This is a genomic window from Micromonospora arborensis (assembly GCF_003205615.1).
GTDB lineage: Bacteria > Actinomycetota > Actinomycetes > Mycobacteriales > Micromonosporaceae > Micromonospora > Micromonospora arborensis.
Genome location: NZ_PYBV01000012.1, coordinates 61610 through 73940, shown reverse-complemented (window position 1 = coordinate 73940; position 12331 = coordinate 61610). Strand labels below are relative to the sequence as shown.

14 protein-coding genes are annotated in these 12331 nt (G+C 71.4%); 9 read left to right on the top strand and 5 right to left on the bottom strand.

The genetic code is table 11. The annotated features are described in order from the left end of the window. Positions 1-132: 132 nt before the first annotated feature. Both C7C45_RS10125 and C7C45_RS10120 read left to right on the top strand, forming a co-directional pair. A complete protein-coding gene (locus C7C45_RS10125; protein ID WP_110563369.1) occupies positions 133-1722 on the top strand; it encodes an RNA polymerase sigma factor in 1590 nt (529 codons plus the stop codon). A gap of 245 nt (positions 1723-1967) precedes the next feature. Beyond that, positions 1968-2201, top strand: a complete 234-nt coding sequence (locus tag C7C45_RS10120) for a DUF7455 domain-containing protein (protein WP_030337431.1) — start codon at positions 1968-1970, stop codon at positions 2199-2201. 807 nt (positions 2202-3008) lie between these two features. On the opposite strand, the gene C7C45_RS10115 is transcribed toward C7C45_RS10120, so the two are convergent. The 3 genes from C7C45_RS10115 to C7C45_RS10105 all read right to left on the bottom strand — a co-directional run bounded on the left by C7C45_RS10115 (position 3009) and on the right by C7C45_RS10105 (position 5852). Continuing rightward, positions 3009-4742 (bottom strand): DEAD/DEAH box helicase, encoded by a 1734-nt coding sequence (locus tag C7C45_RS10115; RefSeq protein ID WP_110563368.1) that lies wholly within the window; start codon positions 4740-4742, stop codon positions 3009-3011. A 188-nt stretch (positions 4743-4930) separates the two neighbouring features. Further along, positions 4931-5593 carry a trimeric intracellular cation channel family protein gene (locus tag C7C45_RS10110; protein WP_110563367.1) on the bottom strand — a complete coding sequence of 221 codons (663 nt, stop codon included), beginning with the start codon at positions 5591-5593 and terminating at the stop codon, positions 4931-4933. 40 nt (positions 5594-5633) lie between these two features. Continuing rightward, positions 5634-5852 carry a DUF3039 domain-containing protein gene (locus C7C45_RS10105; protein WP_007456912.1) on the bottom strand — a complete coding sequence of 73 codons (219 nt, stop codon included), beginning with the start codon at positions 5850-5852 and terminating at the stop codon, positions 5634-5636. An 88-nt stretch (positions 5853-5940) separates the two neighbouring features. On the opposite strand from C7C45_RS10105, the gene C7C45_RS10100 reads away from it, so the two are divergent. Together C7C45_RS10100 and C7C45_RS10095 are read left to right on the top strand one after the other, a co-directional pair. After that, the gene (locus C7C45_RS10100; RefSeq protein WP_110563366.1) at positions 5941-6876 is read left to right on the top strand and encodes a pseudouridine-5'-phosphate glycosidase; all 936 of its coding nucleotides are present in this window, start codon (positions 5941-5943) and stop codon (positions 6874-6876) included. Continuing rightward, positions 6873-7772 (top strand): carbohydrate kinase family protein, encoded by a 900-nt coding sequence (locus C7C45_RS10095; RefSeq protein WP_110563365.1) that lies wholly within the window; start codon positions 6873-6875, stop codon positions 7770-7772. Before C7C45_RS10100 ends, C7C45_RS10095 begins: the two co-directional genes overlap by 4 nt. Before the next feature lie 124 nt (positions 7773-7896). On the opposite strand, the gene C7C45_RS10090 is transcribed toward C7C45_RS10095, so the two are convergent. After that, positions 7897-8256 (bottom strand): DUF3099 domain-containing protein, encoded by a 360-nt coding sequence (locus C7C45_RS10090; protein WP_208641118.1) that lies wholly within the window; start codon positions 8254-8256, stop codon positions 7897-7899. 104 nt (positions 8257-8360) lie between these two features. On the opposite strand from C7C45_RS10090, the gene C7C45_RS10085 reads away from it, so the two are divergent. Together C7C45_RS10085 and C7C45_RS10080 are read left to right on the top strand one after the other, a co-directional pair. Next, on the top strand, positions 8361-8660 hold the full coding sequence (locus tag C7C45_RS10085; RefSeq protein ID WP_110563364.1) for a hypothetical protein: 300 nt from the start codon (positions 8361-8363) through the stop codon (positions 8658-8660). 2 nt (positions 8661-8662) lie between these two features. Continuing rightward, complete coding sequence (locus C7C45_RS10080) at positions 8663-8974, top strand: hypothetical protein (RefSeq protein ID WP_074318058.1); 312 nt, start codon at positions 8663-8665, stop codon at positions 8972-8974. A 9-nt stretch (positions 8975-8983) separates the two neighbouring features. Here the strand turns inward: C7C45_RS10080 and C7C45_RS10075 are convergent, their stop codons facing one another. Beyond that, positions 8984-9571, bottom strand: a complete 588-nt coding sequence (locus C7C45_RS10075) for an HhH-GPD-type base excision DNA repair protein (RefSeq protein WP_110563363.1) — start codon at positions 9569-9571, stop codon at positions 8984-8986. A gap of 109 nt (positions 9572-9680) precedes the next feature. On the opposite strand from C7C45_RS10075, the gene C7C45_RS10070 reads away from it, so the two are divergent. Genes C7C45_RS10070 through C7C45_RS10060 form a run of 3 tightly spaced genes read left to right on the top strand, consistent with a single transcriptional unit; the run spans position 9681 to position 12290 of the window. Then, the gene (locus C7C45_RS10070; RefSeq protein WP_110563362.1) at positions 9681-10262 is read left to right on the top strand and encodes an ArsR/SmtB family transcription factor; all 582 of its coding nucleotides are present in this window, start codon (positions 9681-9683) and stop codon (positions 10260-10262) included. Further along, positions 10259-10765 carry a GNAT family N-acetyltransferase gene (locus tag C7C45_RS10065; protein WP_110563361.1) on the top strand — a complete coding sequence of 169 codons (507 nt, stop codon included), beginning with the start codon at positions 10259-10261 and terminating at the stop codon, positions 10763-10765. Before C7C45_RS10070 ends, C7C45_RS10065 begins: the two co-directional genes overlap by 4 nt. Positions 10766-10805: 40 nt before the next feature. Next, on the top strand, positions 10806-12290 hold the full coding sequence (locus C7C45_RS10060; protein WP_208641117.1) for a DUF7782 domain-containing protein: 1485 nt from the start codon (positions 10806-10808) through the stop codon (positions 12288-12290). Positions 12291-12331: the final 41 nt, after the last annotated feature.

Sequence of the window (12331 nt, the reverse complement as noted above, 5' to 3'; positions counted from 1 at the left end):
CGCGCCACGGACCGCCGATCACCGGCCGGCCCGGGACGCGGGGGTCCCTCAACCACATCGCCCGGCCACGGTTGACCCCCGCTGTGCCGGACGACCCGGCCGTGCCCGCTCTTCGCCTCCGGAAGGTCATTCGTGACAGAACCCCGCCAGAACGGCGCCGACGTTCGCTCGCTCACCGACACCCTGATCGCCCACGCGCAGAGCGCCGGTGGTCAGCTCACGTCGGCCCAGCTCGCGCGCACCGTCGAGTCCGCCGAGGTGACTCCGGCGCAGGCCAAGAAGATTCTGCGGGCGCTCTCCGAGGCGGGAGTGACCGTAGTGGTGGACGGCTCGGCGAGCACCCGCCGCCGTGTCTCCGCGGCCCGCTCGACAACGCCGGCGTCCCGGGCCACCACCGCCAAGACCACGAAGAAGGCCGCCGCGCCGGCCCCGAAGCAGGCTCCCGCCGCCGACGATGCGCCGTCGACGTCGGCCCCGCGCAAGGTGGCCGCACGCAAGGCCACCGCCGATGGCCCTGCCGCCACGCTGGCAAAGGCCACCAAGTCGACCCGGGCCACCAAGGCGACGGTCGCCGCCGCTGGCGCCAAGGCCGGCACCAAGGCCAAGGGTGAGGGCGCCGAGGGCGAGATCGACCCGGAGGAGCTGGCCGCCGCGATCGAGGACGTGGTGGTCGAGGAGCCGGCAGAGCTGGCCCAGGCCGCCGAGACCGACGCCGCCGCCTCGGCGACCGACAACGACTTCGAGTGGGACGACGAGGAGTCCGAGGCCCTCAAGCAGGCCCGGCGGGACGCCGAGCTGACCGCCTCCGCCGACTCGGTCCGCGCGTACCTGAAGCAGATCGGCAAGGTTCCGCTGCTCAACGCCGAGCAGGAGGTGGAACTGGCCAAGCGGATCGAGGCGGGGCTCTACGCCGCCGAGCGGCTGCGTGCGGCCGACGAGGGCGAGGAGAAGCTCGTCCGGGACATGGTCCGTGACCTGGGCTGGATCTCCCGTGACGGTGAGCGGGCCAAGAACCACCTCCTGGAGGCGAACCTCCGACTGGTGGTGTCGCTGGCCAAGCGGTACACGGGTCGCGGAATGGCCTTCCTCGACCTGATCCAGGAGGGCAACCTCGGTCTGATCCGCGCGGTGGAGAAGTTCGACTACACCAAGGGCTACAAGTTCTCCACGTACGCCACCTGGTGGATCCGGCAGGCGATCACCCGCGCGATGGCCGACCAGGCCCGCACCATCCGCATCCCGGTGCACATGGTCGAGGTCATCAACAAGCTCGGCCGCATACAGCGCGAGCTGCTCCAGGATCTGGGCCGTGAGCCCACCCCGGAGGAGCTGGCCAAAGAGATGGACATCACACCGGAAAAGGTGCTGGAGATCCAGCAGTACGCCCGGGAGCCCATCTCTCTGGACCAGACCATCGGCGACGAGGGTGACAGCCAGCTCGGTGACTTCATCGAGGATTCCGAGGCCGTGGTCGCGGTCGACGCCGTCTCGTTCTCGCTCCTGCAGGACCAGCTCCAGCAGGTGCTGCAGACGCTCTCCGAGCGTGAGGCGGGTGTGGTACGCCTGCGCTTCGGCCTGACCGACGGCCAGCCGCGGACGCTGGACGAGATCGGCCAGGTCTACGGGGTGACCCGGGAGCGGATCCGGCAGATCGAGTCCAAGACGATGTCCAAGCTGCGCCACCCCTCCCGGTCGCAGGTCCTTCGGGATTACCTGGACTGAGCGGGTTTCGTCAACCGAACGTGTCGTTTTGACCACCTGGCGTGCAACACCAGATGGTGATCGTCCGGATGCACGAATGTGATCGTTGACGTGGCACCCTGGGTGCACGGCACACTGTCCCTGCCAGGTGTGACCTCGGTCCCCCGCGGGCACACAGGGAAGGCAGTGCCTAGTAAGGGTGTTGCACCATAGGTGAGCAACGACCGAAGAGATTGTTCATCGGTGACGACCAGAGGAGGAAGGCGATGACCCCGACCCTCACGCCGCCGCCCGAGACGGTGGCACCCCCAGCCGCCGATGAACGGTGCGACCGCTGCAATGCTGCCGGGAAGCTCCGGATCACTCTGGCGGGTGGGAGCGAGCTGGTGTTCTGCGGGCACCACGCGAACAAGTACGCGGAGGATCTCGTGAAGATCACCGAGCGGTTCGCAACGGAGCCCGATTTCAGCTGGCGTGGCGCCGATCTGATGGCGAACTAGATCCGCAAACCGACATAGCCGGCCGGAGACACCCCCAGGGTGCCTCCGGTCGGCTTTTTCCTACCCGCACCTCGCACGTCCGCGCCCCGCGCCCCGCGCCCCGCGCCAAGATCGCGCTCGATCCAGGAAGTCAACGCCGTTGCGTTAGGCGGAACGGCTGTTCGTCAACCAGCGTCGTCTCGCCCCGCGATCTTGCACTTCCTGTCCCGACACAAGGGGCATTCCATCTCATGTCGACAACCACAACCGCAAGATCGGCGCGAACCTCTCTCACCACCTGATCCACCAGGGAGCCCCGTTGTCCAGCACGGGTTGACCCGCCGATCACAGCCCTAACGCAACGGCGTTGCCAGGAAGTAGTTGCCTCACCGACGCGCCGACACCACTCGATCCCGGATCGAGCATGATCTTGGCGAGGTGGTGCGGCCGGAGCGGGCATTCGTAGATCGCGGGCCCCGGCCACCGCGGCCCGTTCCGGCGCAGGGAAGGCGCAGGGCGACTCAACGGCAGGCACAGCGCGACTCAAGGCCAGGTACAGCCCGACCCAGCGGCCTTTTGGCCGGTTTTGCCGCGTTGGCCGATTCGGCACGACGATGATCGACACCATCTCGGCGATGTTGGCGCATCACCCCGCCCGGATGCCCCCAGGTCGGCGATCCGGAGTGGATCATTCCCCGAGGCATCGGAGTTCAGGTCATTCCCGGCCCATTTGGGTCATTTGTCCGCTGAACCCCGTGAGGCTGCACCGCCGCCAACCGCCGCCAGGTGTCGCGCAGGCGCGAGGGCGGTGCCGGTGGGGCGGCTGGGTCAGAGGGTCTGGACGGTGGCGATGCGTTCCTCGAGCTGCTCGATGGTGGCCTGGGCGCTCGGAGGGCCACCGCAGAGCCGGCGCAACTCGGCATGGATCTTGCCGTGGGGTTGGCCGGTACGGTGGTGTCGGGCGGCCACCAGAGCGTTCAGTTGGCGTCGGAGCGCCACTCGGCGCTGAGCGGCGCTCAGGGGTGCCGGAGGCGCTGCGGTGGGCGCAGCGGCCGGCTGAGCGGCCCCGTCGGCGCTACGGCGGCGTTGGGCGGCGAGTTGGGCAGCCTGACGTTTGGTCAGCAACAGGGAGACCTGGTCGGCGGTGAGCAGGCCGGGCAGGCCGAGGTATTCCTCTTCCTCGGGGGTGCCGGCCTGAGCCGCGGTGCCGAACGACGCCCCGTCGAAGATCACCTGATCCAGCTCGGCGGTGGCCGAGAGCGCGGCGAACCGCTTCTCCAACTCGCCGCTGGCCTGGTCGTCGCGCTGGGCCCGTTCCAGCAGGTCGTCGTCGAACCCGTCGGACTCTTTGGGTTTGCCGAGCACGTGGTCCCGCTCGGTCTCCATCTCGCTGGCCAGCCCGAGCAGGTGCGGCACGCTGGGCAGGAAGACCGACGCGGTCTCCCCGGGTCGACGGGCCCGCACGAACCGACCGATCGCCTGGGCGAAGTAGAGCGGTGTGCTGGCGCTGGTGGCGTAGACCCCGACCGCGAGTCGCGGGATGTCGACCCCCTCGGACACCATCCGCACCGCGACCAGCCAGCGCTGGTCGGACGCCGCGAACGTCGCGATCCGTGCGGAAGCGCCCTGGTCGTCGGAGAGCACCACGGCGGCCTTCTCGCCGGTCACCTGCTCGATGAGCTTGGCGTACGAGCGGGCGGTCTGCTGGTCGGTGGCGATGATCAGACCACCGGCGTCGGCCATCCCCGCATTGCGCAGCACGGTGAGTCGGGCGTCGGCGGCCCGCAGCACCTGCGGCATCCAGTCCCCCGCGGGGTCCAGGGCGGTACGCCACGCCTGCGCCACCAGGTCCTGCGTCATCGGCTCGCCGAGGCGGGCGGCCAACTCCTCGCCCGCGTTGGTCCGCCAGCGAGTCTCCCCGGAGTACGCCAGGAAGAGCACCGGCCGGACCACCCCGTCGCGCAGCGCGTCGGAGTAGCCGTACACCGAGTCGGCGCGGGAGCGCAGCAGCCCGTCGCCGCCCCGCTCGTAGCTGACGAACGGGATGGGGTTGTCGTCGGAGCGGAACGGTGTCCCGGTGAGCATCAACCGGCGTACGGCGGGTTCGAAGGCGTTCTTCACCCCGTCGCCCCAGGAGCGGGAGTCGCCGGCGTGGTGGATCTCGTCGAGGATGACCAGGGTGCGCCGGGTCATGGTCCGCCGCCGGTGCACCTGCGGGGCCATCCCCACCTGGGCATAGGTGACGACCGCGCCGTGGAAGTCGGCTGCGGAGTGCAGATCCGCGTTGCGGAAGGCGGCGTCGAGTTGGATGCCCACCCGGGCCGCGGCTTCGGACCACTGGTTCTTCAGGTGCTCGGTCGGTGCGACCACGGTGACCGCTTCGACGGTGCCGTCACCGAGCAGCTCGGCAGCGATCCGCAGGGCGAACGTCGTCTTGCCGGCGCCCGGCGTGGCGACCGCGGTGAAGTCCTCGGTACGCCGACGCAGGTACTCCACGAGGGCCTTGCGCTGCCAGGCGCGTAGTGCCGGGAACGTCTCGAGCACGGGCGTCCGGGCTGCCACGCGAAGCTCCTCTCCGACCGCACGATGGCGGACCCCGGGCGAGGGCCACGAGTCCCGCCGCCCATGAAAACGCCTCCGCGCAGAAGCTGCCGCGAAGGCCGACTCAGCATAACCAGCGCGGGCCCCACGGCCCAGGCGACGCCACGCTGGTCACAATCCCGACCCGGTCGAAGGGCCGGACGACTGCTTCACCACTCCCGGTCGGTGCGGGGGTCGGCCCCGTCCGAGCGCGGCGGGCGCAGCATGGCCACCGGGGCGGACCAGCGTCGACGCAGTGCGATCAGGCGCAGCCCGAAGACCAGGACGGCGGCGGCGGTGAGCGGTGCGGGACCGGTCTGCCCGGTGACGTACAGCAGCGCCACCGTGACGGAGCCGGCCAGCGCGGCCAGCGCGTAGATCTCCCGGCGCAGCACCACCGGGATCTCGGCGGTGAGCAGGTCTCGGCCGAGCCCACCGCCGATCGCGGTGAGCATGCCGATCAGGCAGGCGCCGACCGCGGGCACCCGCGCGTCGAGTGCCTTGAGCGTGCCGGTCACCGTGAACAGGGCCAGGCCCGCCGCGTCCAGCACCAGGACGGTGGTGCGCAGTCGGGCCAGTTGCGGGTGCAACCAGAAGACGGCGAGCGCGGTGATCGCGGCGGTGGCCGCGTAGCGCCAGTCGGCGAAGGCCAGCGGCGGCACCTCGTCGATGACCAGGTCCCGGAAGATCCCACCGCCGAGAGCGGCCACGAAGCCGACGAACGCGACACCGAACAGGTCCAGCCGCTTGGCCACCGCCGCCGAGGCACCGGATGCGGCGAACACCGCGACCCCGGTCAGATCGGCGAGCAGCAGGGCGGTGGAGGTGGTCACCGCCGCAGGCTACGTCGCCGGCCGGGACGCCGGCCGAGGTTCACTCGCGGTACGAGTCGTAGATCTCCTTGCACTTGGGGCAGACCGGCGAACCGGGCTTGGCTGCCTTGGTGACCGGGAAGGTCTCGCCGCAGAGCGCGACGACGAAGGTGCCCATGACGGCACTCTCCGCGATCTTCTCCTTGCGGACGTAGTGGAACATCTCAGGACCGGTGTCGGCGTCCTTCAGCTCCGGACGCTCGAGAACCTCTGTGCTCACGTCTGCACCTCCAACCGTCAAGTTTGGCAGGTCATCACGGCCGGGTCCACTTGAGCCCGGTTGGGGGCCGACCCCGTACGGTGCCCGTGTGACTGACTTTCGCATCAGCTACGGCACCGAGGTGGCCGAAGCCCTGCGCGACGGCCGGCCCGTCGTCGCCCTGGAGAGCACCATCGTCTCGCACGGTCTGCCCCGACCGGAGAACCTGCGGGTGGCCAGGGAAATCGAGCAGACGGTCCGGAGCGCCGGGGCGGTCCCGGCGACGATCGGCATGATCCGCGGCGAACTGGTGGTCGGCCTGGACGACGCGCAACTGACCCGGCTCGCCACGGTCGACGGCGTGACCAAGCTCTCCGTCCGCGACCTCGCGGTGGCGGCGGCGACCGGTGCGGACGGCGCCACCACCGTGGCCGCGACCAGCGCGGTGGCCGCCGCGGCCGGCATCGGGGTGTTCGCCACCGGCGGCCTGGGCGGGGTGCACCGGGAGGCCGCGCACACCTTCGACGAGTCAGCGGATCTGGTCACCCTGGCCCAGACCCCGATCACGGTGGTCTGCGCCGGGGTCAAGTCGATCCTCGACGTGGGCGCCACGCTGGAACGCCTGGAGACCCTCGGGGTCGCCGTGGTCGGTTACCGCACCCGCCGGTTCCCCGGCTTCTACCTCACCGACGCCGGCTTCGACCTGGACTGGTCGGTGGACTCGCCGGAGCAGGTCGCCGCGGTGGTCGCCGCCCGGGATGAGCACGCCGTGCACACCGGCGGGCTGCTCGTCGCCAACCCGCTGCCAGTCGACGAGCAGCTCGACCCGGAGTTGCACGACCGGACGCTCGCCGACGGCCTGGCCCTGCTGGAGCGGGACGGGGTGACCGGGAAGGCCGTGACGCCGTACCTGCTCGCGCACTTCCACTCGGCCACCGAGGGCGCGAGCCTGGCCGTGAACGTCCGGATCATCCTGCGCAACGCCGACCTGGCCGCGCGGATCGCGGTCGCCGCGGCGGCCCGCAACACCGCCGTCGCCGTATGACCCGACCGGCCCGGGTGGTCGTCGTCGGGGACGTGATCACGGACGTGGTCGCCGTGCTGTCCGGGCCGCTCGCGGCCGGCTCGGACACGGCGGCCGAGATCAGTTTCGGCGGCGGCGGTCAGGCAGCCAACACCGCGGCCTGGGTCGCCGCTCAGCGGGTGGACGTCACGCTGGTTGGCGCCGTCGGTGCCGACGACGCGGGGCGCGACCGGGTGGCCGAACTGGACCGGGCGGGCGTCGACTGCGCAGTCGAGCGAGTCGAGGGCCACCCGACCGGCACGGTGATCGTGTTGGCCGCCGACGACGAGCGCACCATGGTCAGCCAGCGGGGCGCGAACCTGCTGCTGAGTGGCGCGCACGTCGAACGGGCCCTCGCGGCGGTGCCCGACGCTGGGCACCTGCACCTGTCCGCGTACACCCTGCTGGACGCCGGGTCGCGCGACGCGGGGCTGCGGGCGTTGGCCGCCGCCCGCGAGCGCGGGCTCACCACCAGTGTCGACGCGGCCTCCGCGGTCCCGCTGCGGCGGGTGGGCGCGGCGGCGTTCCTGACCTGGGTACGCGACATCGACCTGCTGCTGGTCAACGCGGACGAGGCCACGGTGCTGGCTGGCGGGCTGGACCCGGCGGCGCAGGGGCGGGCGCTGTCGGCGACGGCTCGGCGGGTCGTCGTCAAGCGCGGCGCGGCCGGCGCCGTCTGGGTCGACCGCAGCGCGACGGTCTGCGTGGCTCCGGCCCGGCGGGTGGCGGTGATGGATGTCACCGGGGCGGGCGACGCCTTCGCGGCCGGTCTGCTCACCGCCTGGCTCGCCGGCGCCAGCCCGACCGCGGCGCTGAACCGCGCCACCGACCTGGGGGCGCTGGCCGTCTCCACCGTCGGCGCACGACCACAGCCGTAACCGTCGGCGCACGGCCACAGCCGTAACCGTCGGCGCACGGCCACAGCCGTAACTGTCGGCGCACGGCCACAGCCGTAACCGTCGGCGCACGGGCTCGACCGTCGAACCCTGGCCCGCTCGCGGGTCAGGGTTCGACGTCGATGACCTTGTGTGGGCGCTCGTCGGCGGTGAGGCTCATCGGCGGGGTGTCGTCCTGCTGGCGGGGGTGGAACCGGTTGGCCAGCCGGTGCTCTTCTTTCGGCGGCCGGTCGTTGGCCAGCAGCACGGCCAGCCAGGGGATGAGCACCATGCCGAGGCCGCACAGCGGCAGCCAGAGCCAGAGCAGTGGGGCGTTCGCACCGACCAGGATCGCGCCGACGATGATGCACAACACTCGGATGCCCATCATCAGGACATAACGGCGCTGGCGACTGTTGAGCTGATCGTCCTGGCTGCGCGAGGCGTCGGTGATCAGTATCGGCTGGTACGCCTGACGCTTCACCATGGACCTCCTCGAGGGGGTTACGCCTCATCCTGTCACCGCTCGGCCGTGATCAGCGAAATTCGACTCATCCCACTGCGTGTTACGCGCGTGGTACGCTCCGCGGCGTGGGCAGCAGGTTCAGCTTCACCGACGAGGCGTTGGCCAACCTGAGGGTCTACGACGTCACGCCCGGGGAAGTCTGGGAGGCGCTGCACAGCGCCCGACGGGTCATCCGCCATCTGGGCGACGACGTGATGGTGGTCTACGCCGCCGCGCGTCGGGGCCGCCGCTTGGCGGTGCTGCTCGCCGAGGCCGATGGCACCGACAACGACTGGGACATCCTCTCCGCCCGCGAGCTGAGCGACATCGAGTCCAAGCGCTACGACGAGGCCGTGCGGAGATCTCGGGAGATCAGGAGGCCGTGACGATGCACCGTAACGACGCGACCAAGCAGTTCCACAGCGGCGACGACCGGATCGCCGAGCTGATCGATGAGAGCCCCGCGGTGGATCTCCCCACCCCCGACACCGACGTGCCGATGGTGAGCCGGTCGGTCCGGCTGCCGCTGGAGACCTACGAGCGGGTGCGGGCCGCCGCCGACGCCCGGGGCATCGGGGTCACCACGCTCATGCGCCAGTGGATCGAGGCCGGCCTGGCCGACCTGGACGACTCGGCGACCGTGTCACTCGCCGACGTCCGACGCGCACTGGCCTCGCTGGCGCACCCCACCGCCGCCTGAACGGCCAGCTCAGCCGGCGGCCTTGGCCTTGGCTGCCGCCTTCGCCTGCTGCTTGAACTCCCGCACCCGGCGCAACGAGTCGGCGTCGGTGACGTCGGCCACCGACCGGTACGCGCCGGGGTCGCCGTAACCGCCGGCCGCCTCCCGCCAGTCCTGCGGGGTCACCCCGAAGCGCTTGCCGAGCAGGGCCACGAAGATCTGCGCCTTCTGCTTGCCGAAGCCGGGCAGCGCGGAGACCCGGCGCAGCAGCTCCGGCCCGTCGGCGACGTCGGACCAGAGCAACGCCGCATCGCCGTCGTAGCGATCCACCAGGACCTGGCAGACCTCCTGCACCCGGGCCGCCATCGCCTTCGGAAACCGGTGCAGCGCGGGCGGCTGGGCGAAGAGCGCGATCAGTGCCTCCGGGTCGTACCCGGCCAGCTCCGCCGCGTCCAGCTCATGGCCGAGCCGCTGCACCAGCACGTACGGCGAGGAGAACGCCTTCTCCATCGGCACCTGCTGGTCGAGAACCATGCCGAGGAGCAGTGCCAGCGGGCTGCGCTCCAGCAGCCGGTTGGCCTCCGGGTCGATGGGCAGGACAAGCGTCATACCTGCCATCTTGCCCTGCCCGCGAGGACAGACACGACGACCATCGGCGGTGACACCCCGGCCAGCACTCCCCAACCCCAGCTTGACTAATGATCAAGGAAGCTTGACCATTGCTGCCATGGTCGACACCCCGCCCGCGGAACCACCCGCCGATGAGGTGCACGTCACCACCGAGGAGCAGCTCCGGGCCGTCAGCAGCCTCGTGCGGCACCGCATCCTGGGTGTGCTGCGCGACGGCCCGGCCACCATCAGCCAGGTCGCCAACCAGCTCAACCTCCTCAAGGGCAGTTCGAGCTACCACATCCGGTTGTTGGAACGGGCCGGCCTGATCCGGGTGGTCAGCACCCGCAAGGTTCGCGGCGTGACCGAGCGGTACTACGCCCATGCCGCCCGCCAGATCGTCCTGCCCGCGCCAACGCAGACCGACGTACTCATGCGGCACGCCGTGGCGGACCTGGAAGCGGCCGCACCGAACACCCCCCGCTACGTACGCCTGCAGCACGCACGCGTCAGCGCGGAGCGGTTCGACGAGTTCACCGCCCGACTGGCCGCCCTCCTCGACGAACTGGGCGACAGCGCACAGCCGCAGGAAGCCGCCGCCACCCTGGCGGTCGCCTTCTTCCGCCCACAGGACCCGCGGCCATCGGCACCCACGGACTCCACCATCGAAGCCTCAGCACCAGGGGACGAACCCAAATGATCAACGGGACCACCCGCTCGCCCGCCATCCGGCCGGCGGCCCCCACTGACGACGCGGCACTGCTCGCCCTCAATCGCACCTCGTGGACCGCCGGGTCCGGCTTCCCCTCGATGCACAGCGAGGAGATGTCCACCTACTTCACCGGCCGGCGGAAGCCGGAGACGCACCTCGTCGCCGAGCGGGACGGCGCCATCGTCGGCTACGTGAGCGTCGAACCCAAGCTGCCGTTCTCCGAGGCGGCACACGTGTACGCGCTCTGGAGCCTCGTCGTCAGCGCACAGGCCCGTCGGCTCGGCATCGCCTCGGCGCTGCTGGCCGCGGCGGAACAGGTCGCGCTCGAGCAGGGCGCCACGAAGCTGAGTCTTCGCGTGCTCGGCAGCAACCTGCCCGCCCAGCGGCTCTACGAACGCCACGGCTACGTCGTCGAGGGCCGGCACGTCGCCGAATTCCTGATCGACGGCGAGTACGTCGACGACCTGGCGCTGGCCAAGAGCCTGCGGTAGGCATCTGACCAGGCGTCCCGCCCGGTGGCAGGATAACGGCGTGGACGAACACGACATGTTGCTCTCCCCCGCCGGCGTCGACGCGCTGCGGACCGCGCTGACCCGGACGGGGTTCACCAGCAACGGCATCGCCGAGAGGCTGGGCGCGCAGGCCACCGCCGCGGTCGCCCGCAACGACTACCGGGCAGCGTTACGCGCCACCGAGGACGGCGATCCGCTCGGCACCCTGATCCGGCTGTTCATCTGCGACCAGATTGAGCCGGAGGCGGCGGTAGCCGCCGCACTGGCACCGCTGAGCGTGCGGGAGGCGCTGGCCGGCGGGCTGGTCGAGCGGTACGGCGAGGGCCTGCGCGCCGGCATCGACCTGGAGCCGTACGGCGACGACTGGTGGGTGCTCGCCGACGTCTCGGCCAGCGCCCGGCCGGGTCGACCGCTGCAGGCCGAGCACGTCCTCGGCGTCGGCGGGGCCACCCAGACCCTGATCGGCGCGACCATGCGCCGACCGGTCGGCACCGCCCTGGACCTGGGCACCGGTTCCGGCGTTCAGGCCCTGCACCTGGCCACCCACGCCGCCGCGGTGACCGCCACGGACCTTTCGGAGCGGGCGCTCCGCTTCGCCGCGACCACCGCCGCCCTCAACGGCCAGGACTGGGAGCTGCTGCGCGGCGACCTGGTCGCGCCGGTGGCCGGCCGACGGTTCGACCTGGTGGTGAGCAACCCGCCGTTCGTGGTCGGCCCAGGCACCACCACGCACGTCTACCGCGACTCCGGCAGGGTCGGCGACGCGATCGGGGCCGAGCTGGCCGCCGCCGCTCCGGGCCTGCTCAGCGAGGGCGGCACCATGCAGTACCTGGCGAACTGGGTGCACGTCGCCGGTGAGGAGTGGGACGAGCGGGTGGCCGGCTGGTTCGCCGGGACCGGCCTGGACGCCTGGGTGATCCAGCGCGAGGTGGCCGACCCGATGGCGTACGTCGACCTGTGGCTCACCGACGTCGGCGAGACCGCCGACCCGCAGCGGATGGCCGCCTGGCTGGACTGGTTCGACGCGCACAAGGTGGAGGGCATCGGCTTCGGCATCGTGTCCCTGCGCCGCAGTGGGCACGCCGACCCGGTGGTCCGGGTGGAGGATCTGCGTCAGCGGGTGCAGCCGCCGCTGGGCGACCAGATCGCCGCCTGGTTCGACCGCCAGGACTTCCTGCGGGTACGCGACACCGACACGTTGCTCGCCGAGCGCTACCGGGCCGCCGAGGGGCTCCAGCTGCGGCAGGAGGCCACCATGGGCGACGAGGGCTGGGGGGTGGACCGGCAGGTCCTCGCGATGCCGCACGGCCTGCGCTGGACCGAGGAGATCGACCCGCTGGTGCTGGCGCTGGTCGGTGGCGCCGACGGTCGGCTGCCGTTGCGCGACCAGCTCGCTCTGCTCGCGGCGGCCCACGACGTCGAGCCCGACGAGATGGCCGAGGCGGCGGGCCCGATCGTGGCGCACCTGGTGGAGCGGGGCTTCATCGAGCCGGTGACCGCCTGATGCGGGCGGCAGGCGGGGCCAGCGGCACCCCGGCGATCCGC

Excerpts from the sequence above, each read along its gene's own strand:
- C7C45_RS10120 (WP_030337431.1), top strand. The coding sequence starts at position 1,968 with ATGACCCCGACCCTCACGCCGCCGCCCGAGACGGTGGCACCCCCAGCC.
- C7C45_RS10095 (WP_110563365.1), top strand. The coding sequence starts at position 6,873 with ATGACCCGACCGGCCCGGGTGGTCGTCGTCGGGGACGTGATCACGGAC.
- C7C45_RS10090 (WP_208641118.1), bottom strand. The coding sequence starts at position 8,256 with ATGGTGAAGCGTCAGGCGTACCAGCCGATACTGATCACCGACGCCTCG.
- C7C45_RS10080 (WP_074318058.1), top strand. The coding sequence starts at position 8,663 with ATGCACCGTAACGACGCGACCAAGCAGTTCCACAGCGGCGACGACCGG.
- C7C45_RS10075 (WP_110563363.1), bottom strand. The coding sequence starts at position 9,571 with ATGGCAGGTATGACGCTTGTCCTGCCCATCGACCCGGAGGCCAACCGG.
- C7C45_RS10070 (WP_110563362.1), top strand. The coding sequence starts at position 9,681 with ATGGTCGACACCCCGCCCGCGGAACCACCCGCCGATGAGGTGCACGTC.
- C7C45_RS10065 (WP_110563361.1), top strand. The coding sequence starts at position 10,259 with ATGATCAACGGGACCACCCGCTCGCCCGCCATCCGGCCGGCGGCCCCC.